Annotated in this window: 19 protein-coding genes; 17 read left to right on the top strand and 2 right to left on the bottom strand. The window is 54.2% G+C overall.

Annotation, left to right across the window (positions count from 1 at the left end):
* The first annotated feature begins 47 nt into the window (after positions 1-47).
* The 14 genes from lrhA to nuoN all read left to right on the top strand — a co-directional run bounded on the left by lrhA (position 48) and on the right by nuoN (position 16,571).
* Positions 48-986, top strand: coding sequence for a transcriptional regulator LrhA (gene lrhA / locus FDX14_RS18910; protein WP_042307095.1), 939 nt, complete (start codon positions 48-50; stop codon positions 984-986).
* Between the two features lie 627 nt (positions 987-1,613).
* Positions 1,614-2,057, top strand: a complete 444-nt coding sequence (nuoA, locus tag FDX14_RS18905) for an NADH-quinone oxidoreductase subunit NuoA (protein ID WP_003028077.1) — start codon at positions 1,614-1,616, stop codon at positions 2,055-2,057.
* Between the two features lie 15 nt (positions 2,058-2,072).
* Positions 2,073-2,735 (top strand): NADH-quinone oxidoreductase subunit NuoB, encoded by a 663-nt coding sequence (gene nuoB / locus FDX14_RS18900; RefSeq protein WP_003028075.1) that lies wholly within the window; start codon positions 2,073-2,075, stop codon positions 2,733-2,735.
* An 85-nt stretch (positions 2,736-2,820) separates the two neighbouring features.
* Positions 2,821-4,623, top strand: a complete 1,803-nt coding sequence (gene nuoC, locus FDX14_RS18895; RefSeq protein WP_072276965.1) for an NADH-quinone oxidoreductase subunit C/D — start codon at positions 2,821-2,823, stop codon at positions 4,621-4,623.
* A gap of 2 nt (positions 4,624-4,625) precedes the next feature.
* Positions 4,626-5,126: an NADH-quinone oxidoreductase subunit NuoE gene (gene nuoE / locus FDX14_RS18890; protein WP_006683660.1), complete on the top strand. Its 501-nt coding sequence runs from the start codon at positions 4,626-4,628 to the stop codon at positions 5,124-5,126.
* Positions 5,123-6,460 (top strand): NADH-quinone oxidoreductase subunit NuoF, encoded by a 1,338-nt coding sequence (gene nuoF, locus FDX14_RS18885; protein WP_003839356.1) that lies wholly within the window; start codon positions 5,123-5,125, stop codon positions 6,458-6,460. The genes nuoE and nuoF overlap by 4 nt, the downstream gene beginning before the upstream one ends.
* 80 nt (positions 6,461-6,540) lie before the next feature.
* Entirely contained in the window at positions 6,541-9,267 is a 2,727-nt protein-coding gene (gene nuoG / locus FDX14_RS18880) for an NADH-quinone oxidoreductase subunit NuoG (protein WP_042307216.1), read from the top strand.
* On the top strand, positions 9,264-10,241 hold the full coding sequence (gene nuoH, locus FDX14_RS18875) for an NADH-quinone oxidoreductase subunit NuoH (RefSeq protein WP_003028063.1): 978 nt from the start codon (positions 9,264-9,266) through the stop codon (positions 10,239-10,241). Before nuoG ends, nuoH begins: the two co-directional genes overlap by 4 nt.
* Positions 10,242-10,255: 14 nt before the next feature.
* Positions 10,256-10,798 carry an NADH-quinone oxidoreductase subunit NuoI gene (nuoI, locus tag FDX14_RS18870; protein ID WP_003028062.1) on the top strand — a complete coding sequence of 181 codons (543 nt, stop codon included), beginning with the start codon at positions 10,256-10,258 and terminating at the stop codon, positions 10,796-10,798.
* Between the two features lie 11 nt (positions 10,799-10,809).
* Complete coding sequence (nuoJ, locus tag FDX14_RS18865) at positions 10,810-11,364, top strand: NADH-quinone oxidoreductase subunit J (protein ID WP_003028059.1); 555 nt, start codon at positions 10,810-10,812, stop codon at positions 11,362-11,364.
* A complete protein-coding gene (gene nuoK, locus FDX14_RS18860) occupies positions 11,361-11,663 on the top strand; it encodes an NADH-quinone oxidoreductase subunit NuoK (RefSeq protein ID WP_006683663.1) in 303 nt (100 codons plus the stop codon). The genes nuoJ and nuoK overlap by 4 nt, the downstream gene beginning before the upstream one ends.
* A complete protein-coding gene (gene nuoL, locus FDX14_RS18855; protein WP_042307099.1) occupies positions 11,660-13,501 on the top strand; it encodes an NADH-quinone oxidoreductase subunit L in 1,842 nt (613 codons plus the stop codon). The genes nuoK and nuoL overlap by 4 nt, the downstream gene beginning before the upstream one ends.
* Before the next feature lie 76 nt (positions 13,502-13,577).
* A complete protein-coding gene (nuoM, locus tag FDX14_RS18850) occupies positions 13,578-15,107 on the top strand; it encodes an NADH-quinone oxidoreductase subunit M (protein ID WP_061382114.1) in 1,530 nt (509 codons plus the stop codon).
* A 6-nt stretch (positions 15,108-15,113) separates the two neighbouring features.
* Positions 15,114-16,571, top strand: a complete 1,458-nt coding sequence (gene nuoN, locus FDX14_RS18845; protein WP_042307100.1) for an NADH-quinone oxidoreductase subunit NuoN — start codon at positions 15,114-15,116, stop codon at positions 16,569-16,571.
* Between the two features lie 59 nt (positions 16,572-16,630).
* Here the strand turns inward: nuoN and FDX14_RS18840 are convergent, their stop codons facing one another.
* Complete coding sequence (locus tag FDX14_RS18840) at positions 16,631-17,635, bottom strand: chemotaxis protein (protein WP_042307102.1); 1,005 nt, start codon at positions 17,633-17,635, stop codon at positions 16,631-16,633.
* 64 nt (positions 17,636-17,699) lie between these two features.
* Positions 17,700-18,617, bottom strand: a complete 918-nt coding sequence (gene rbn, locus FDX14_RS18835; RefSeq protein WP_042307104.1) for a ribonuclease BN — start codon at positions 18,615-18,617, stop codon at positions 17,700-17,702.
* Positions 18,618-18,684: 67 nt separating this feature from the next.
* Between rbn and FDX14_RS18830 the strand changes: the two genes are divergently transcribed.
* From FDX14_RS18830 to menF, 3 genes are all read left to right on the top strand, one after another.
* Positions 18,685-19,146: a GNAT family N-acetyltransferase gene (locus tag FDX14_RS18830; protein ID WP_042307106.1), complete on the top strand. Its 462-nt coding sequence runs from the start codon at positions 18,685-18,687 to the stop codon at positions 19,144-19,146.
* Positions 19,147-19,209: 63 nt separating this feature from the next.
* On the top strand, positions 19,210-19,515 hold the full coding sequence (gene elaB / locus FDX14_RS18825) for a stress response protein ElaB (RefSeq protein WP_006683669.1): 306 nt from the start codon (positions 19,210-19,212) through the stop codon (positions 19,513-19,515).
* 104 nt (positions 19,516-19,619) lie between these two features.
* Complete coding sequence (menF, locus tag FDX14_RS18820) at positions 19,620-20,918, top strand: isochorismate synthase MenF (RefSeq protein WP_042307109.1); 1,299 nt, start codon at positions 19,620-19,622, stop codon at positions 20,916-20,918.
* Positions 20,919-20,987: the final 69 nt, after the last annotated feature.

Below are 20,987 nucleotides of genomic sequence, written 5' to 3'. Positions count from 1 at the left end.
GAATGCACAGCATTAACACGGTATGACCCGCGAGTAAGTGAAAAACTATGATAAATGCAAATCGTCCGATAATTAACCTCGACCTCGATCTGCTGAGAACCTTCGTTGCTGTTGCCGACCTGAATACCTTCGCGGCTGCGGCAGCTGCGGTATGTCGCACTCAGTCTGCGGTGAGTCAGCAAATGCAGCGTCTTGAGCAACTCGTGGGGAAAGAGTTGTTCGCGCGCCATGGACGCAACAAACTGCTGACCGAACATGGTATACAGCTGTTGGGTTACGCCAGAAAAATCTTGCGTTTTAATGATGAGGCATGCTCATCATTAATGTTTAACAATCTTCAGGGAGTGTTAACTATCGGAGCTTCTGATGAATCTGCCGATACTATACTGCCTTTCCTGCTCAACCGTATAAGTTCGGTTTATCCGAAGCTTGCATTGGATGTGAGGGTCAAGCGCAACGCCTATATGGTGGATATGCTGAAGTCGCAAGAAGTGGATTTGGTGGTAACGACTAACCGTCCGGGCGATTTTGAATGCCTGAATCTGCGCACTTCACCGACGCACTGGTATTGTGCAGCTGAATATATCCTGCAAAAAGGTGAGCCGGTTCCGTTGGTTCTGCTGGACGATCCGAGCCCGTTCCGCGATATGGTGTTGGCAACGCTGAATGCTGCACAGATCCCGTGGCGCTTAGCGTATGTTGCTTCAACATTGCCTGCGGTTCGTGCTGCGGTCAAAGCCGGTCTGGGCGTTACTGCGCGTCCCGTTGAAATGATGAGTCCTGATTTACGCGTACTGGGCGCGGCGGACGGATTACCGCCACTGCCTGATACCGAGTATCTGTTGTGCTGCGATCCGGCTACGCAAAATGATTTAGCTCAGGTTATCTTTAACTCGATGCAGACTTATCAAAATCCTTGGCAATACAATCAGTTTACCCCCGAAGGGGGAGATGATTCGCTCCTTGTTGAAGGGGACTTCGAGTAACGCGTCACAAAAAACGTTTTAAAATGTAAGTGTAAAAAAAGAGCCGCTAATGATGAAAAAACATCCAGCGGCTCTTTTTTTATGCAAATAACGTTGGTTTATGTCATTTGCTATACTAAAACTTAACAAAATCAGCGGCTAAAAAAACAGCCTGCAAATAGGGTGAAAAATAATCAGCAGAAGTGTTAATTGTTTCCATGTTAAAAAACTAGAGAAATTGTTGCTGTTTTTTATGGTGAATTAACAAAAGCGTGTCACAGATCAAGAAAATACTCCCATTTAGGGGGAGGCATTAGTGTGAATTCCTGTCAAAATAGACGTGTATTATCTTTTTTACTTCACTACGGACACGATTCAACAACATTAAAAAAGACCGATGATGCGATCGAAATGGGTCTAAACAGCACTTTATGTTAATGAGGTTGGAACAGTGTAAAATAATGTGAGGAAACTTTTGTTAAAGTTGACAAAAGGTTATAGAAAGGAGTAAAAAACCCCATCAATTGGCTGTATAAAATGGTTTTCTACAGTGATTGTAAGGTTTTTTTTATTCCTCCCCATGAATCGATGTGGCGTTCATCTGCCGAAAAGAGCAGAGAATTTGGCGCTACTTTTGATGAGTAAGCAATGAGTATGTCAACATCCACTGAAATCATCGCTCATCACTGGGCATTCGCTATCTTTCTTATTGTCGCCATTGGCCTGTGCTGCCTGATGCTCGTCGGCGGCTGGTTTTTAGGTGGTCGCGCGCGCGCGAGATCTAAAAACGTGCCGTTTGAATCAGGTATCGACTCGGTCGGCACCGCCCGCTTGCGCCTGTCTGCCAAGTTTTATCTGGTAGCCATGTTCTTCGTTATCTTCGACGTTGAAGCGCTGTATCTGTTCGCATGGTCAACATCTATCCGTGAAAGCGGTTGGATTGGCTTTGTGGAAGCTGCAATTTTTATTTTTGTGTTACTGGCTGGTCTGGTTTATCTGGTGCGTATTGGCGCGCTGGACTGGACGCCCGCGCGTTCACGCCGCGAGCGTATGAACCCGGAAACGAACAGTATCGCTAATCGTCAACGCTAACCGCGAGGCATTAAGATGGATTATACGCTCACCCGCATAGATCCTAACGGTGAGAACGACCGTTACCCCCTGCAAAAACAGGAGATCGTAACCGACCCCCTGGAGCAAGAAGTTAATAAAAATGTGTTCATGGGTAAGCTCCATGACATGGTTAACTGGGGCCGTAAAAACTCAATTTGGCCATATAACTTTGGCCTTTCCTGCTGCTACGTTGAGATGGTGACCTCGTTTACCGCCGTGCACGATGTGGCCCGTTTTGGTGCGGAAGTACTGCGTGCCTCGCCGCGTCAGGCTGACCTGATGGTCGTGGCTGGAACCTGCTTTACCAAAATGGCACCGGTTATTCAGCGCCTCTACGATCAGATGCTGGAACCAAAATGGGTTATTTCCATGGGCGCATGCGCTAACTCCGGCGGTATGTACGACATCTATTCTGTGGTGCAGGGCGTTGATAAATTTATTCCGGTCGATGTTTACATCCCGGGATGCCCGCCGCGTCCAGAAGCGTATATGCAGGCTCTAATGCTGCTGCAGGATTCCATTGGCAAAGAACGCCGTCCGCTCTCCTGGGTGGTTGGCGATCAGGGCGTTTATCGCGCCAATATGCAGTCAGAACGCGAGCGTAAACGCGGCGAACGTATTGCTGTAACGAATCTTCGTACACCAGACGAGATTTAATTTGCGCCTGTCGGCAGCAGCCCTTCCTTCGCTTATCACTACATAAATAGCGCGAAGCACTGCCGACTACCACGGACCATTTGCAATGGTGAACAATATGACCGACTTAACCGCGCAAGACGCTGTATGGCAAACACGGGATCACCTTGATGACCCAGTCATTGGCGAACTGCGCAACCGTTTTGGGCCGGATGCCTTTACCGTTCAGGCGACTCGCACCGGGGTACCCGTTGTTTGGGTCAAGCGTGAACAATTACTGGAAGTTGGCGATTTCTTAAAGAAACTGCCGAAACCTTACGTCATGCTGTTTGACTTACACGGCATGGACGAACGTCTGCGTACGCACCGCGAAGGGTTACCTGCCGCGGATTTTTCCGTTTTCTATCACCTGATTTCCATTGAACGCAATCGCGATATCATGCTCAAGGTGGCTTTGTCTGAAAACGATCTGCGTGTACCGACGTTTACCAAACTGTTCCCGAACGCCAACTGGTATGAGCGTGAAACCTGGGAAATGTTTGGCATTGATATCGAAGGTCACCCGCACCTGACGCGTCTGCTGATGCCGCATACCTGGCAAGGTCACCCGCTGCGTAAAGACTACCCGGCGCGTGCGACCGAATTCGATCCGTTTGAGCTGACCAAAGCCAAACAGGATCTGGAGATGGAGTCTCTGACCTTCAAACCCGAAGACTGGGGCATGAAACGTAGCACCGAAAACGAGGACTTTATGTTCCTCAACCTCGGTCCTAACCACCCGTCTTCTCACGGTGCGTTCCGTATTGTGCTGCAGCTTGATGGCGAAGAAATCGTCGACTGTGTACCTGACATCGGCTACCACCACCGTGGCGCTGAAAAGATGGGTGAACGTCAGTCCTGGCACAGCTACATTCCTTACACTGACCGTATCGAATACCTCGGCGGCTGCGTCAACGAAATGCCTTACGTACTGGCGGTTGAGAAACTGGCGGGCATCACCACGCCGGATCGCGTCAACGTGATTCGCGTGATGCTGTCTGAACTGTTCCGTATCAACAGCCACCTGCTGTACATCTCCACGTTCATTCAGGACGTCGGCGCGATGACGCCGGTCTTCTTCGCCTTTACCGACCGTCAGAAAATTTATGACGTGGTGGAAGCGATCACCGGTTACCGTATGCACCCGGCCTGGTTCCGTATCGGCGGTGTCGCACACGATCTGCCGCGCGGTTGGGACAAGCTGCTGCGTGACTTCCTCGACTGGATGCCAAAACGTCTGGATTCCTACGAGAAAGCCGCACTGCGTAACACCATCCTGAAAGGTCGTTCCCAGGGCGTTGCCGCCTATGGCAAGAAAGAAGCGCTGGACTGGGGTTGTACCGGTGCTGCGCTGCGTGCGACCGGTATTGATTTCGACGTGCGTAAAGCCCGTCCATACTCTGGCTATGAAAACTTTGACTTTGAAGTTCCGGTTGGCGGCGGCGTATCCGACTGCTATACCCGCGTAATGCTGAAAGTTGAAGAGCTGCGCCAGAGTCTGCGCATCCTTGAGCAGTGCCTCAACAACATGCCGGAAGGCCCGTTCAAAGCGGATCACCCGCTGACGACGCCGCCGCCGAAAGAGCGCACGCTGCAACATATCGAAACCCTGATCACCCACTTCCTGCAGGTTTCGTGGGGACCGGTTATGCCGGCAAACGAGTCCTTCCAGATGGTGGAAGCGACCAAGGGTATCAACAGTTACTACCTGACCAGCGATGGCAGCACCATGAGTTATCGTACTCGTATCCGTACCCCGAGCTATGCGCACCTGCAGCAGATCCCGGTAGCGGTACGTGGCAGTCTGGTGTCCGACCTTATCGTCCATCTGGGTAGTATTGATTTTGTTATGTCAGATGTGGACCGCTAATTATGCACGAGAATCAACAACCACAAACCGAGGCTTTTGAGCTGAGTGCGGCTGAGCGTGAAGCGATTGAGCACGAGAAGCACCACTACGAAGACCCCCGTGCGGCGTCCATTGAAGCGCTGAAGATCGTTCAGAAGCAGCGTGGCTGGGTGCCGGATGGCGCGATCTATGCGATCGCGGATGTGCTGGGTATCCCGGCGAGCGACGTAGAAGGTGTTGCCACGTTCTACAGCCAGATCTTCCGCCAGCCGGTAGGTCGCCACGTGATCCGCTATTGCGACAGCGTGGTGTGCCATATCAATGGTTATCAGGGGATCCAGGCTGCGCTGGAGAAAAAACTCAACATCAAGCCGGGGCAGACGACTTTTGATGGTCGCTTTACGCTGCTGCCGACCTGCTGCCTGGGGAACTGTGATAAAGGGCCGAACATGATGATCGATGACGACACTCATGCTCACCTGACCCCGGAAGGCATTCCTGAACTGCTGGAGCGGTATAAATGAAAGACATTATCCGTACTCCCGAAACACATCCGCTGACCTGGCGTCTGCGTGATGACAAACAGCCGGTCTGGCTGGACGAATACCGTAGCAAAAACGGTTACGAAGGTGCGCGTAAGGCCCTGACCGGCCTGTCACCGGACGAAATCGTCAATCAGGTAAAAGACGCTGGCCTGAAAGGGCGCGGCGGCGCAGGCTTTTCTACCGGCCTGAAGTGGAGCCTGATGCCGAAAGACGAATCCATGAACATCCGTTACCTGCTGTGTAACGCCGATGAAATGGAACCGGGTACCTATAAAGACCGTCTGCTGATGGAACAGCTGCCGCACCTGCTGGTGGAAGGCATGCTGATTTCCGCGTTTGCGCTGAAAGCATACCGTGGTTACATCTTCCTGCGCGGTGAATATATCGAGGCGGCTGTGCATCTGCGCCGCGCGATCGCTGAAGCAACCGAAGCCGGTCTGCTTGGCAAAAACATCATGGGCACGGGTTTCGATTTCGAACTGTTTGTCCACACCGGGGCAGGGCGTTACATCTGCGGTGAAGAAACTGCGCTGATTAACTCTCTCGAAGGTCGTCGTGCTAACCCGCGCTCCAAGCCGCCGTTCCCGGCAAGCTCTGGCGCATGGGGTAAGCCGACCTGCGTAAACAACGTCGAAACGCTGTGTAACGTACCGGCCATCCTCGCCAACGGCGTGGAGTGGTACCAGAACATCTCGAAGAGCAAAGATGCGGGCACCAAGCTGATGGGCTTCTCCGGTCGCGTGAAGAACCCTGGCCTGTGGGAACTGCCTTTCGGTACTACCGCGCGTGAGATCCTCGAAGATTACGCAGGCGGCATGCGCGATGGTCTGAAGTTCAAAGCCTGGCAGCCTGGCGGCGCGGGGACTGACTTCCTGACCGAAGCACACCTCGATCTGCCGATGGAATTCGAAAGCATTGGTAAAGCAGGCAGCCGTCTGGGCACCGCGCTGGCAATGGCTGTCGATCACGAGATTGGCATGGTACCGCTGGTGCGTAACCTCGAAGAGTTCTTCGCCCGCGAGTCCTGCGGCTGGTGTACGCCGTGCCGTGACGGTCTGCCGTGGAGCGTGAAAATTCTGCGTGCGCTGGAGCGTGGCGAAGGCCAGCCTGGGGATATCGAGACACTTGAGCAACTGTGTCGTTTCCTCGGCCCGGGTAAAACCTTCTGTGCACACGCACCGGGCGCGGTGGAGCCGTTACAGAGCGCCATTAAATATTTCCGCGAAGAATTCGAAGCTGGCATCAAGCAGACCTTCAGCAATACCCACGCTATTGGTGGTATTCAGCCGAACCTGCTGAAAGAGCGCTGGTAATTGCAGGTTACCCCTGCATCGCGATAAGTAATTCGATTAACGCTTAGTCCCTGACTAAGCCAACTGGAAGCATGCTGACTATGGCTACGATTCATGTAGACGGCAAAGAATATGAGGTCAACGGAGCGGACAACCTGCTGGAAGCTTGTCTGTCTCTTGGCCTTGATATTCCGTACTTTTGCTGGCACCCGGCGCTGGGCAGCGTCGGTGCTTGCCGCCAGTGTGCGGTGAAGCAATATCAAAACGCGGAAGATACGCGTGGTCGCCTGGTGATGTCTTGTATGACACCAGCCACCGAAGGCACCTTTATTTCTATTGATGACGAAGAAGCGAAACAGTTCCGCGAAAGCGTTGTGGAGTGGTTGATGACTAACCACCCGCACGACTGTCCGGTCTGCGAAGAGGGCGGTAACTGCCACCTGCAGGATATGACCGTCATGACCGGTCATAGCTTCCGTCGCTATCGCTTCACGAAGCGTACGCACCGCAACCAGGACCTGGGGCCGTTCATCTCTCACGAAATGAACCGCTGCATCGCCTGCTATCGCTGCGTACGTTACTACAAAGATTACGCCGATGGCGCGGATCTGGGCGTGTATGGCGCGCATGACAACGTCTACTTCGGTCGCCCGGAAGACGGTACGCTGGAAAGCGAATTCTCCGGTAACCTGGTCGAGATTTGCCCGACCGGCGTGTTCACCGATAAAACGCACTCCGAGCGCTACAACCGTAAGTGGGACATGCAGTTTGCGCCGAGCATCTGCCAGCAGTGTTCCATTGGCTGTAACACCAGCCCGGGCGAACGCTATGGTGAACTGCGTCGTATCGAAAACCGTTACAACGGTACCGTTAACCACTACTTCCTCTGCGACCGTGGTCGTTTTGGCTATGGTTACGTGAACCTGAAAGACCGTCCGCGTCAGCCGGTACAGCGTCGTGGCGATGACCTGATCACGCTCAACGCCGAACAGGCGATGCAGGGCGCGGCAGATATTCTGCGCCAGTCGAAGAAAGTGATTGGTATCGGCTCCCCGCGTGCCAGCGTTGAAAGCAACTTCGCACTGCGTGAACTGGTCGGGGCGGATAACTTCTATACCGGTATCGCCCAGGGTGAGCAGGAACGTCTGCAACTGGCGCTGAGCGTTCTGCGTGACGGCGGTATTCATACCCCCGCACTGCGCGAAATTGAGTCTTACGATGCGGTTCTGGTGCTGGGCGAAGATGTCACCCAGACCGGCGCGCGCGTTGCGCTGGCAGTGCGTCAGGCGGTGAAAGGTAAAGCACGCGAAATGGCTGCGGCGCAGAAAGTGGCTGACTGGCAGATCGCGGCAATCCTTAACATCGGCCAGCGTGCTAAGCACCCGCTGTTTGTAACTAACGTCGATAACACCCGTCTGGATGATATCGCTGCATGGACCTACCGCGCACCGGTAGAAGATCAGGCGCGTTTAGGCTTCGCTATCGCTCATGCGCTGGACAACAACGCCCCGGCGGTTGACGGTATCGATCGTGACCTGCAGAACAAAATTGACGTGATCGTTCAGGCATTAGCCGGAGCGAAGAAACCACTGATTATTTCTGGCACCAACGCCGGTAGCGCCGAAGTGATTCAGGCTGCTGCCAACGTGGCGAAGGCGCTGAAAGGTCGTGGCGCTGACGTCGGCATCACCATGATTGCGCGCTCTGTTAACAGCATGGGCCTGGGTATGATTGGCGGTGGTTCCCTTGACGATGCGCTGACCGAGCTGGAAACAGGTCGTGCTGACGCCGTTGTGGTGCTGGAAAATGACCTGCATCGCCATGCTTCAGCAACGCGCGTTAATGCCGCGCTGGCGAAAGCGCCGTTGGTACTGGTTGTTGACCATCAGCGTACGGCAATTATGGAGAACGCCCATCTGGTGCTTTCCGCCGCGAGCTTTGCCGAAAGCGATGGGACGGTGATTAACAACGAAGGCCGCGCGCAGCGCTTCTTCCAGGTCTATGACCCGTCCTACTATGACAGCAACACCGTGATGCTGGAAAGCTGGCGCTGGCTGCACTCGCTGCACAGCACCGTGCAGAGCCGGGAAGTGGACTGGACGCAACTCGACCACGTTATCGACGCGGTTGTTGAGAAGTTGCCGCAACTGGCTGGTATTAAAGATGCCGCGCCGGATGCAAGCTTCCGTATCCGTGGACAGAAACTGGCGCGTGAGCCGCACCGCTACAGCGGTCGTACCGCGATGCGCGCTAACATTAGCGTCCATGAACCACGTCAGCCGCAGGATAAAGACACCATGTTCGCCTTCTCGATGGAAGGGAACAACCAACCGTCTGCGCCGCGTTCACAAATTCCGTTTGCCTGGGCTCCGGGCTGGAACTCCCCACAGGCGTGGAACAAGTTCCAGGATGAAGTGGGCGGTAAACTGCGTCATGGCGATCCGGGCGTGCGTCTGATCGAAGCTTCTGCGGATGGTATGGATTACTTCACTACCGTTCCGGCGAGCTTCGAGGCTCAGGATGGTCAGTGGCGTATCGCGCCGTACTACCATCTGTTTGGTAGTGACGAATTGTCTCAGCGTGCGCCGGTCTTCCAGACCCGTATGCCACAGCCGTACATCAAACTTAACCCGGCAGACGCCGCGAAGTTGGGTGTTAATGCCGGTACCCGTGTTTCTTTCAGCTACGATGGCAATACGGTCACGCTGCCGGTTGAAATCGCTGAAGGATTAACGGCAGGGCAGGTTGGTTTACCGATGGGTATGCCTGGCATCGCGCCGGTTCTGGCAGGCGCGCGTCTTGAAGATCTGCAGGAGGCACAACAATGAGTTGGATTACACCCGATCTGATTGAGATCCTGCTGAGCATTCTCAAAGCGGTGGTGATTCTGCTGGTGGTGGTCACCTGCGGGGCATTCATGAGCTTTGGCGAACGTCGTCTGCTGGGTCTGTTCCAGAACCGTTACGGACCGAACCGTGTTGGCTGGGGCGGTTCGCTCCAGCTGGTTGCGGACATGATCAAGATGTTCTTTAAAGAAGACTGGATCCCGAAATTCTCGGATCGCGTCATCTTTACCCTGGCACCGATGATCGCCTTTACGTCACTGCTGCTGGCTTTCGCCATCGTGCCGGTGAGTCCAAACTGGGTGGTTGCTGACCTGAACATCGGCATCCTGTTCTTCCTGATGATGGCGGGCCTCGCGGTATACGCGGTGCTGTTCGCTGGCTGGTCCAGTAACAACAAATACTCCCTGCTTGGTGCGATGCGTGCTTCTGCGCAGACGCTGAGCTATGAAGTGTTCCTTGGGCTGTCCCTGATGGGCGTGGTGGCGCAAGCCGGTTCATTCAATATGACCGACATCGTCAATAACCAGGCTGATATCTGGAACGTTATTCCGCAGTTCTTTGGTTTTGTCACCTTTGCCATCGCGGGCGTGGCGGTATGTCACCGTCACCCGTTTGACCAGCCAGAAGCCGAGCAGGAACTGGCCGACGGTTACCACATTGAATATTCCGGCATGAAATTCGGTCTGTTCTTCGTGGGCGAGTACATCGGTATCGTCACCATTTCTGCACTGATGGTTACCTTGTTCTTCGGTGGCTGGCATGGCCCGTTCTTACCGCCATTCGTCTGGTTCGCGCTGAAAACCGCGTTCTTCATGATGATGTTCATTTTGATTCGTGCGTCGTTACCGCGTCCTCGTTATGACCAGGTAATGTCCTTCGGCTGGAAAGTCTGTCTGCCGCTGACGCTCGTCAACTTGTTGGTAACGGCGGCTGTCATTCTGTGGCAGGCGCAATAAGGGACACAAAGACCATGACCTTAAAAGAATTGTTCGTAGGTTTCGGCACCCAGGTACGCAGTATCTGGATGATCGGCCTGCATGCGTTCGCGAAACGTGAAACGCAGATGTACCCGGAAGAGCCGGTCTATCTCCCGCCCCGTTTTCGTGGTCGTATCGTTCTGACCCGCGACCCGGACGGTGAAGAGCGCTGCGTTGCCTGTAACCTGTGCGCGGTAGCATGTCCGGTAGGCTGTATCTCTCTGCAAAAAGCAGAGACCAAAGACGGCCGCTGGTATCCGGAGTTTTTCCGCATTAACTTCTCACGCTGCATTTTCTGCGGCCTGTGCGAAGAAGCCTGTCCGACAACGGCTATTCAGCTGACTCCAGATTTCGAGCTGGGTGAGTACAAGCGCCAGGACCTGGTTTACGAGAAAGAGGATCTGCTGATCTCCGGTCCGGGCAAATACCCGGAATATAACTTCTACCGGATGGCAGGTATGGCAATCGACGGCAAAGATAAGGGCGAAGCAGAGAACGAAGCTAAGCCTATCGACGTCAAGAGCCTGTTACCGTAAGGAGAGGGGCAATGGAGTTCGCTTTTTATATCTGTGGCCTGATAGCCATTCTCGCAACCTTGCGGGTGATCACCCACACCAATCCGGTACACGCGCTGCTGTATCTGATTATTTCGCTGCTGGCGATTTCTGGGGTGTTCTTCTCGTTAGGCGCTTATTTCGCCGGTGCGCTGGAAATTATCGTCTACGCGGGTGCCATCATGGTGCTGTTCGTGTTCGTGGTCATGATGCTCAACCTCGGTGGCTCTGAAATCGAACAGGAACGCCAGTGGCTGAAACCGCAGGTGTGGATTGGTCCGGCGATTCTGTCGGCCATCATGCTGGTCGTGATTGTGTACGCCATTCTTGGCGTTAACGATCAGGGCATCGACGGTACGCCAATTAGCGCGAAAGCGGTCGGTATTTCCCTGTTCGGACCGTATGTACTGGCGGTCGAACTGGCTTCGATGCTGCTGCTGGCGGGCCTGGTTGTGGCCTTCCACGTTGGTCGCGAAGAGCGTTCAGGTGAAGTGCTGAGCAATCGCACCGATGACCGTGCGAAAAGAAAAACGGAGGAGCACGCATGATCCCCTTACAACATGGACTGATCCTCGCGGCTGTCTTATTCGTGCTGGGCTTAACAGGTCTGGTTATCCGCCGCAATCTGCTGTTTATGCTGATTGGGCTGGAAATCATGATTAACGCCTCCGCGTTGGCCTTTGTGGTCGCCGGAAGCTACTGGGGCCAGACCGATGGTCAGGTGATGTACATTCTCGCCATCAGCCTTGCGGCTGCGGAAGCGAGCATTGGACTTGCACTGTTGCTGCAACTTCATCGCCGTCGCCAGAACCTGAACATCGATTCAGTAAGTGAGATGCGTGGATGAACATGCTTGCCTTAACCATTATTCTGCCATTTATTGGCTTTGTATTACTGGCGTTCTCTCGCGGTCGTTGGTCAGAAAATCTGTCCGCTACCGTGGGCGTTGGCTCTATTGGCCTGGCTGCGCTGGTGACGGCGTTTGTTGGCGTTGACTTCTTTGCTAATGGTCAACAAGCCTACAGTCAGCCGCTGTGGACGTGGATGTCTGTCGGTGACTTCAACATCGGCTTCAACCTGGTGCTGGACGGCCTGTCGCTGACTATGCTCAGCGTGGTGACCGGCGTCGGTTTCCTGATCCATATGTTCGCCTCCTGGTATATGCGTGGGGAAGAGGGCTACTCTCGTTTCTTCGCTTACACCAACCTGTTTATCGCCAGCATGGTGGTTCTGGTACTGGCGGATAACCTGCTGCTGATGTACCTCGGTTGGGAAGGCGTGGGCCTGTGCTCCTATCTTCTGATCGGTTTCTATTACACCGATCCGAAGAATGGCGCTGCGGCAATGAAAGCCTTCGTGGTGACCCGTGTCGGTGATGTGTTCCTCGCCTTCGCGCTGTTCATCCTCTACAACGAGCTGGGCACGCTGAACTTCCGCGAAATGGTCGAACTGGCGCCTGCGCACTTTGAAGCGGGTAATAACATGCTGATGTGGGCAACCCTGATGCTGCTGGGTGGTGCGGTGGGTAAATCCGCGCAGCTGCCGTTGCAGACCTGGCTTGCTGACGCGATGGCCGGCCCGACGCCTGTCTCCGCGCTGATCCACGCCGCGACGATGGTTACCGCTGGTGTCTACCTGATTGCACGTACCCATGGTCTGTTCCTGATGACCCCGGAAATCCTGCATCTGGTGGGGATTATCGGTGCGATCACGCTGGTGCTGGCGGGTTTTGCCGCGCTGGTACAGACCGACATCAAACGCGTTCTCGCTTACTCCACCATGAGCCAGATTGGCTACATGTTCCTGGCGCTCGGCGTTCAGGCATGGGATGCGGCAATTTTCCACCTGATGACGCACGCCTTCTTTAAAGCGCTGCTCTTCCTGGCATCCGGCTCGGTTATCCTGGCTTGCCACCACGAACAGAACATCTTCAAGATGGGCGGCCTGCGTAAGTCGATTCCGCTGGTGTATGTCTGCTTCCTGATTGGTGGCGCGGCGCTGTCGGCTCTGCCGCTGATTACCGCGGGCTTCTTCAGTAAGGATGAGATTCTGGCCGGTGCGATGGCGAACGGTCATATTAATCTGATGGTTGCAGGTCTGGTCGGTGCGTTTATGACCTCGCTGTACACCTTCCGTATGATTTTCATCGTGTTCCACGGTAAAGAACAAATTCACGCTCACGCCGGGAAGGGGATTACCCATCATCTGCCGCTGATTGTGCTGATGATCCTGTCTACCTTTGTTGGCGCGCTGATTGTGCCGCCGCTGCAGGGAGTATTGCCTGCAACGACCGAACTTGAGCATGGTCGCGTCATGACGCTGGAAATTACCTCCGGCATCGTAGCGATTGCGGGCATCCTGATCGCAGCGTGGCTGTGGCTGGGTAAACGTACGCTTGTTACGTCGATTGCCAACAGTGCGCCGGGCCGCCTGCTGGGTACCTGGTGGTATAACGCCTGGGGCTTCGACTGGCTGTATGACAAAGTGTTCGTTAAGCCGTTCCTGGGCATTGCCTGGCTGCTGAAGCGCGACCCGCTGAACTCAATGATGAACATTCCGGCTGTCCTTTCCCGCTTTGCAGGTAAAGGCCTGCTGTTAAGCGAGAACGGTTATCTGCGCTGGTATGTGGCATCAATGAGCATTGGCGCTGTCGTTGTGCTGGCACTGTTGATGGTACTGCGTTGATCGTAAAGTGAATTTTATCCAAATTCGTTGAAAATCAGGCCTCTGTCAGAGGCCTTAAAAAGGAATAAAAATCGCCATGTTACTACCCTGGCTAATATTGATTCCCTTTATCGGTGGCTTCCTGTGCTGGCAGACCGAACGCTTTGGCGTGAAGGTGCCGCGTTGGATCGCGCTGATTACCATGGGACTGACGCTGGCGCTTGGCCTGCAACTGTGGTTGCAGGGCGGCTATTCACTGACGCAATCCGCGGGTATTCCGCAGTGGCAGTCTGAGTTTGTCCTGCCGTGGATCCCACGTTTTGGCATCTCTATCCATTTAGCAATCGACGGCTTGTCGCTGCTAATGGTAGTGCTGACCGGTCTGCTCGGCGTTCTGGCGGTCCTTTGCTCCTGGAATGAAATCGAAAAATACCAGGGCTTCTTCCACCTGAACCTGATGTGGATCTTAGGCGGCGTGATCGGCGTGTTCCTGGCCATCGACATGTTCCTGTTCTTCTTCTTCTGGGAAATGATGCTGGTGCCGATGTACTTCCTGATCGCGCTGTGGGGGCATAAAGCTTCTGACGGTAAAACGCGTATCACGGCGGCAACCAAGTTCTTCATTTACACCCAGGCGAGTGGTCTGGTGATGTTGATTGCCATCCTGGCGCTGGTGTTTGTGCACTATAAAGCGACCGGCGTGTGGACCTTCAATTATGAAGATCTGCTGAATACCCCGATGTCCCACGGCGTGGAATATCTGCTGATGCTCGGCTTCTTCATCGCCTTCGCGGTGAAAATGCCGGTGGTTCCGCTGCACGGCTGGTTGCCGGATGCGCACTCCCAGGCACCGACCGCGGGTTCCGTTGACCTGGCGGGGATCCTGCTGAAAACCGCAGCCTACGGTCTGCTGCGTTTCTCTCTGCCGCTGTTCCCGAACGCGTCGGCGGAGTTTGCGCCTATCGCCATGTGGCTTGGCGTAATCGGTATCTTCTACGGCGCGTGGATGGCCTTTAATCAGTACGACATCAAACGTCTGATTGCCTACACCTCCGTATCCCACATGGGCTTCGTGCTGATTGCTATTTATACCGGCAGCCAACTGGCTTACCAGGGCGCGGTTATCCAGATGATCGCGCACGGTCTGTCCGCAGCCGGTCTGTTCATCCTGTGTGGTCAGCTGTACGAACGTCTGCACACGCGTGACATGCGTATGATGGGTGGTCTGTGGGGCAAAATGAAATGGTTGCCTGCGCTGTCCATGTTCTTCGCAGTATGTACGCTGGGTATGCCGGGTACAGGTAACTTCGTTGGCGAATTTATGATTCTGTTCGGCAGCTACCAGGTGGTTCCGGTCATTACCGTGATCTCGACCTTTGGTCTGGTGTTTGCCTCTGTATACTCGCTGGCGATGCTGCATCGCGCTTACTTTGGTAAGGCGAAGAGCCAGATTGCCAGCGTAGAACTGCCAGGGATGTCGCTGCGTGAGCTGTTTATCATCCTGTTGCTGGTCGTGCTTCTGGTACTGCTTGGCTTCTATCCGCAGCCGATTCTGGATACCTCGCATTCTGCGATGAGCAACATCCAGCAGTGGTTTGTTAATTCCGTTACTACTACAAGGCCGTAAATCGCCATGACAATAACTCCACAACACCTGATTGCGCTGCTACCGCTGCTGATCGTCGGCTTGACGGTGGTGGTTGTGATGCTCTCCATTGCGTGGCGACGCAATCACTTCCTCAATGCCACGCTGTCGGTCATTGGGCTTAACGCCGCGCTGGTTTCGCTCTGGTTTGTTGGCCAGGCGGGCGCCATGGACGTCACCCCGCTGATGCGGGTTGACGGTTTCGCCATGCTCTACACCGGGCTGGTGCTGCTGGCGAGTCTTGCCACCTGTACCTTTGCTTACCCGTGGCTGGAAGGCTACGACGACAACCGGGAAGAGTTTTACCTGCTGGTGTTGATTGCCGCGCTTGGCGGTATTCTGCTGGCAAATGCTAACCATCTGGCGGCACTGTTCCTCGGTATCGAACTGATTTCTCTGCCTCTGTTTGGTCTGGTTGGCTATGCGTTCCGTCAGAAACGTTCGCTGGAAGCCAGTATCAAATACACCATTCTGTCTGCCGCAGCGTCTTCCTTCCTGCTGTTCGGTATGGCGCTGGTGTACGCGCAGTCTGGCAACCTGTCGTTTGTTGCGCTCGGTAAGAGTCTTGGCGACGGCATGCTGCACGAACCGCTGCTGCTGGCGGGCTTCGGTCTGATGATTGTTGGCCTCGGCTTTAAACTCTCGCTGGTTCCGTTCCACCTGTGGACGCCAGACGTATACCAGGGCGCTCCGGCTCCGGTTTCCACCTTCCTGGCGACGGCGAGCAAAATCGCTATCTTCGGCGTAGTGATGCGTCTGTTCCTGTACGCACCGGTTGGCGACAGCGAAGCGGTACGTACCGTGCTGGGTGTGATTGCCTTTGCCTCCATCATCTTCGGTAACCTGATGGCGCTGAGCCAGACCAACATCAAGCGTCTGCTCGGTTACTCCTCCATCTCTCACCTCGGCTATCTGTTGGTGGCGTTGATTGCCCTGCAGAGTGGCGAAATGTCGATGGAAGCGGTTGGCGTTTACCTGGCCGGTTATCTGTTCAGCAGCCTCGGCGCGTTCGGTGTGGTCAGCCTGATGTCCAGCCCGTACCGCGGCCCGGATGCCGATTCTCTGTTCTCCTACCGTGGTCTGTTCTGGCATCGTCCGATCCTCGCGGCAGTGATGACGGTAATGATGCTGTCTCTGGCGGGTATCCCGATGACGCTGGGCTTTATCGGTAAGTTCTACGTGCTGGCAGTCGGTGTGCAGGCTAACCTTTGGTGGCTGGTTGCTGCCGTGGTGGTCGGTTCCGCAATTGGTTTGTACTACTATCTGCGTGTTGCCGTGAGCCTGTACCTGAGCGCGCCGCAACAGCTGAACCGCGATGCGCCGTCTAACTGGCAGTACAGCGCGGGCGGGATCGTGGTGCTGATTTCTGCTCTTTTGGTGCTGGTATTGGGTATCTATCCGCAACCGCTGATCAGCATTGTGCAGTTAGCGACGCCGCTGATGTAAGCGACCCGCTAAAACGAAAAAAACCCGCCTTGGCGGGTTTTTTTATGCGTGAAATACGGTCAGTTTAATAGCTGCCTGCTCACCAGCGGACCGCTAATGTCTTTCGCTGCGCGCTCCATGACTTCCTGAATGACAGAAGAGAGTTCATTGACCTCAAATTTTGCCACGTAGCCATCAGCTTTAACCCGGCGAACGTGATCTTCATTGGCACTACCGGAAAGCGAGGAGTGGATAACGACCGGGATTTTCTTCAGGCGTTCGTCGGTCTTGATCTTACGGGTAAGCGTAAAACCGTCCATCTCCGGCATTTCCAGGTCGGTGAGCACCAGGGCTATCTTCTCGGTGATTGGCTTGCCTTCCGCCTGCGCTTCTGCGGAAAGCTGCTGGATTTTTTCCCATGCATCCTTACCTGTCACATGCATCTGATGCGGGATTTCCATGGCATTAAGCCCTTTCTCCAGCATCGCGCGAGCGACTTTCGAATCTTCTGCTACAATCGCCACCGCACCCGGCGTGATGTTGAATTTACTGGTTTTCAGGTCTGTCGCGCGTAAATCGTGATTGGACGGTACGATGTCGTAAAGGATTTGCTCAACGTCGAGCACAAGCGCCAGGTTGTTGGTCTCTTTATCGTCATCCAGGCAGGCGATACTGGTGATGTAGCGGCCGTTGACGGCTTTCTCGGCGGTATGCACCTGTTGCCAGTCCAGACGCATAATGTTTTCCACTGATTCCACCGCAAACGCCTGTACGCTGCGGGCGTATTCTGTAATGAGCAGGATGTTGAGTCCGGTCTCGGGTTTACAGCCCGCCACCGCCGGCAGGTCAATCACCGGAATCACTTGATCGCGAATGTTTACCATACCTAACAGCGGAGCTTTCATTCCCGCCGGACGCGTAAACGTCGGCATCGGCACGATTTCACGTAGTTTAAATACGTTGATGCCAAACAGCTCTGATTTCTGCTCCTCAACAGATTTGCCGAGGCGAAACAGTAGCAGTTCAAAACGGTTAGACAGGGTTAGGTTGGTCCTGTCATCAATATCTTTCTGGAAATTGTTCATCCTGTCCTCAGTGTGAAAGCCAGCCTTTTCACTGTTATCGGCACTGAGGCGAAAAAATAGAGCATTAAACGGTGAAAATGGCGAAATCGTGAGCCAGTTCTGTTGCCGGGAACAGCGTTCTGCACTCTTCGAGTAATCGCTGACAGCCTTTTTCATCGTAGCGTGAGCTAACGTGGGTCATGATCAAGCGTCCGACACCTGCTTTAAGCGCCAGAAGCGCGGCTTGTCGGGTTGAGCTGTGTCCACGACTATTGGCCTTCTCCTCCATTGACGAGTCCAGCGTAGTTTCATGCACCATCACATCCACACCTTTTGCCAGTTCGAGGGCGCTTGCGCACGGGCCTGTATCGCCGAAAATAGCCACCGATTTTCCCCTGGTGGCCGGGGCAAGAAAGTCGGCACCGTTAATCGCGCGACCATCTTCCAGTACGATGGTTTTCCCGGCTTTCAAATCCTGAAACCACGGGCCGGATTTAACACCAGCCGCCTTCAGAGCACTGGCGTCAAGTGCACCGGGTTTGTCGTGCTCTTCAATGCGAAAACCATAGCATTCCAGCGGATGTTCTAGTGGATATGCCGTTACCTTACGCAGGCCGTCATCCACGATTTCACCTGCGGTGATTTCCACAATATCCAGAGGATAATCAGTCCATGAACCGCTCAGACGCAATGCGGTTTCGGTAAATTCCCGTAATCCTTTTGGTCCGTAAAGCGTCAGTGGCTTCACGTTCCCGGCCATCGAACGACTGCATAGCAGACCAGGTAAACCAAACAGGTGGTCGCCATGCAGGTGGCTGATAAAAATACGGTCGAGTTTTCCCGGATTGAACGGCGTGGCGAGCATCTGATGCTGTGTTCCTTCGCCGCAATCAAAAAGCCACAGCCCCGGCTGAGTCGGGTGTTGCAGATTGAGTAAAATTGCCGTTACATTGCGTGAGCGGGTAGGAACTCCCGCTGACGTGCCTAAAAATAGTAATTCCATCTTTGCGTTACACTTTTCGCCATCAATAAGGCAGGGTGTTCAGGTTATCACAACAAAGGGGCAGACAATGATTCACTGGCAAGATCTCCACCATGCAAAGCTGAGTACACAAGAACTGTATGCCATTCTTCAGCTTCGCTGCGCGGTGTTTGTTGTTGAACAACAGTGTCCATATCAGGATGTGGATGGCGACGATCTGGTTGGAGAAAATCGGCACATTCTGGGCTGGCACAATGATGAGTTGGTGGCGTATGCGAGGATTCTGAAAAGCGATGACGATCTGGAGCCGGTGGTCATTGGCCGGGTGATTGTCAGCGAAGCGCTACGCGGCGCAAAACTTGGGCAACAGCTGATGACCCAGACGCTGGCATCCTGTGCGCAACACTGGCCGCACAAGGCGCTGTATCTGGGGGCGCAGGCGCATCTGCAATCGTTTTATGCGCGCTTTGGTTTTATACCGGTGACGGATATTTATGACGAAGACGGGATTCCGCACATCGGGATGGCGCGAGAAGCACATCAGGCATAAACAGGCGCAAACGGTCCAGGTTGTCTATAGTTAGCGGATACGTCAATAGAAAGGGAGAATACAATGTCTTTTCAATCTTATGAATCACGTATCGATGATGATCTGGAGCTCTTGAGCGAAACGCTGGAAGAGGTGCTGCGTTCTTCCGGCGATCCGGCCGATCAAAAATATCTTGAGTTAAAAGCGCGGGCAGAGCGGGCGTTAGAAGAGGTGAGAAATCGCGTCAGCCATGCCTCTGACAATTATTATTTCCGCGCGAAAAAGGCCGTTTGCCGTGCAGATGACTATGTGCATGAAAAACCCTGGCGTGGAATCGGCGTTGGCGCCACGGTCGGTTTAGTGATGGGATTGTTGTTAGCACGGCGATAAATTCCGCTCCGTCAGCGCATTTGTTCGTACTCCCTAACTGGGGGTACTGCTTTTTCTGTTCAGTACCCCGTATAATAAGAGGTTTTTAACAGGGAGAGGTCCGCGTGCAATCAATCACTACTGCGCTGGAAGGTCTGATGCGTCATTTGTCGCAAGAGATACCGGCAGCACCTGGAATTCGTATTTACGACATACCTTTCCCTCTGAACGATGCGTTTGACGCTTTAGGATGGCTGGCCAGTCAACCCGTCTGGCCCCAGTTTTACTGGCAGCAGCGTAACGGCGACGAAGAAGCCGCTGTGCTGGGTGCCGTTGCCACGTTTTCCTCGCTGGCATCCGCTCAACAGTTTTTACGTCAGCACGACAACCAACCTGACCTGCGTATCTGGGGCCTTAATGCGTTCGAGCCCCGGCACGGCAATTTGTTGTTACCGCGACTGGAATGGCGACGCTGCGCCGGGGTGGCAAGCTTACGGCTACACCTGTACAGCGATGTTTCGCTGCGTGAAGACGCCGTACGCGCGGTCGAATTTATTTCCACGCTGGCCAACGTTAAGCCGTTGCCCGCGTTGCGTTTGAGTTTGACGGGAGAACAACACTGGCCAGATAAGGCCGGCTGGACAGACCTGATAAAACTTGCCACGCACACCATCAATGGCGAAGAACTCGACAAAGTTGTGCTGGCGCGAGCGACAGATTTACAGTTTTCACAGTCGGTGAATGCCGCTGCGGTGATGGCTTCCAGCCGTCGCCTGAACCTCAACTGCTACCATTTCTTTATGGCATTCTCTGCCGACTCCGCTTTTCTTGGTTCTTCCCCTGAACGTTTGTATCGGCGGCGTGATACGGCGCTGCGCACCGAAGCGCTGGCCGGAACCGTTGCCAACCACGCTGAGGATCATCGCGCCTGGCAGTTAGGCGACTGGTTGATGAAAGATGATAAAAACCAGCGCGAGAATATGCTGGTGGTCGAAGATATTTGCCAGCGGCTGCAAGGCTGTACGCAAACCCTTGATGTGCTCCCCCCGCAGGTGCTCAGACTGCGTAAGGTGCAGCATCTACGCCGTTGTATCTGGACGGAACTGAATCAGGCCGACGATACGCTTTGCCTGATGCAACTCCAGCCTACGGCGGCCGTTGCAGGCATTCCGCGTGAGCTGGCGCGCGAATTCATCCAGCAAAATGAACCCTTTGAACGCGAGTGGTATGCCGGCTCTGCGGGTTATCTTTCTCTGCGCCAAAGTGAATTCTGCGTATCATTGCGTTCGGCGAAAATTAACGCCAACGTGGTCCGCCTGTATGCCGGCGCGGGGATTGTACGTGGTTCAGATCCTGAGCAAGAATGGCAAGAAATAGACAATAAAGCGGCAGGACTGCGCACTTTATTACAGATGGAAGGGTAATGAGTTGTATATTACCGACTCATATCAAAAATCCATTTATTCGATTCTTTATACTGTGTCGCAATATTG

The sequence above is a fragment of the Citrobacter sp. wls710 genome, from assembly GCF_005281115.1.
Lineage (GTDB): Bacteria > Pseudomonadota > Gammaproteobacteria > Enterobacterales > Enterobacteriaceae > Citrobacter > Citrobacter werkmanii.
Note: the sequence above shows the minus strand (reverse complement) of the source record. Positions and strands in the feature narration are given on the sequence as shown.

What these genes read in the sequence shown, in the direction of transcription:
- lrhA (WP_042307095.1), top strand. Translation starts at nt 48, where the DNA reads ATGATAAATGCAAATCGTCCGATAATTAACCTCGACCTCGATCTGCTG.
- nuoA (WP_003028077.1), top strand. Translation starts at nt 1,614, where the DNA reads ATGAGTATGTCAACATCCACTGAAATCATCGCTCATCACTGGGCATTC.
- nuoB (WP_003028075.1), top strand. Translation starts at nt 2,073, where the DNA reads ATGGATTATACGCTCACCCGCATAGATCCTAACGGTGAGAACGACCGT.
- nuoC (WP_072276965.1), top strand. Translation starts at nt 2,821, where the DNA reads ATGGTGAACAATATGACCGACTTAACCGCGCAAGACGCTGTATGGCAA.
- nuoE (WP_006683660.1), top strand. Translation starts at nt 4,626, where the DNA reads ATGCACGAGAATCAACAACCACAAACCGAGGCTTTTGAGCTGAGTGCG.
- nuoF (WP_003839356.1), top strand. Translation starts at nt 5,123, where the DNA reads ATGAAAGACATTATCCGTACTCCCGAAACACATCCGCTGACCTGGCGT.
- nuoG (WP_042307216.1), top strand. Translation starts at nt 6,541, where the DNA reads ATGGCTACGATTCATGTAGACGGCAAAGAATATGAGGTCAACGGAGCG.
- nuoH (WP_003028063.1), top strand. Translation starts at nt 9,264, where the DNA reads ATGAGTTGGATTACACCCGATCTGATTGAGATCCTGCTGAGCATTCTC.
- nuoI (WP_003028062.1), top strand. Translation starts at nt 10,256, where the DNA reads ATGACCTTAAAAGAATTGTTCGTAGGTTTCGGCACCCAGGTACGCAGT.
- nuoJ (WP_003028059.1), top strand. Translation starts at nt 10,810, where the DNA reads ATGGAGTTCGCTTTTTATATCTGTGGCCTGATAGCCATTCTCGCAACC.
- nuoK (WP_006683663.1), top strand. Translation starts at nt 11,361, where the DNA reads ATGATCCCCTTACAACATGGACTGATCCTCGCGGCTGTCTTATTCGTG.
- nuoL (WP_042307099.1), top strand. Translation starts at nt 11,660, where the DNA reads ATGAACATGCTTGCCTTAACCATTATTCTGCCATTTATTGGCTTTGTA.
- nuoM (WP_061382114.1), top strand. Translation starts at nt 13,578, where the DNA reads ATGTTACTACCCTGGCTAATATTGATTCCCTTTATCGGTGGCTTCCTG.
- nuoN (WP_042307100.1), top strand. Translation starts at nt 15,114, where the DNA reads ATGACAATAACTCCACAACACCTGATTGCGCTGCTACCGCTGCTGATC.
- FDX14_RS18840 (WP_042307102.1), bottom strand. Translation starts at nt 17,635, where the DNA reads ATGAACAATTTCCAGAAAGATATTGATGACAGGACCAACCTAACCCTG.
- rbn (WP_042307104.1), bottom strand. Translation starts at nt 18,617, where the DNA reads ATGGAATTACTATTTTTAGGCACGTCAGCGGGAGTTCCTACCCGCTCA.
- FDX14_RS18830 (WP_042307106.1), top strand. Translation starts at nt 18,685, where the DNA reads ATGATTCACTGGCAAGATCTCCACCATGCAAAGCTGAGTACACAAGAA.
- elaB (WP_006683669.1), top strand. Translation starts at nt 19,210, where the DNA reads ATGTCTTTTCAATCTTATGAATCACGTATCGATGATGATCTGGAGCTC.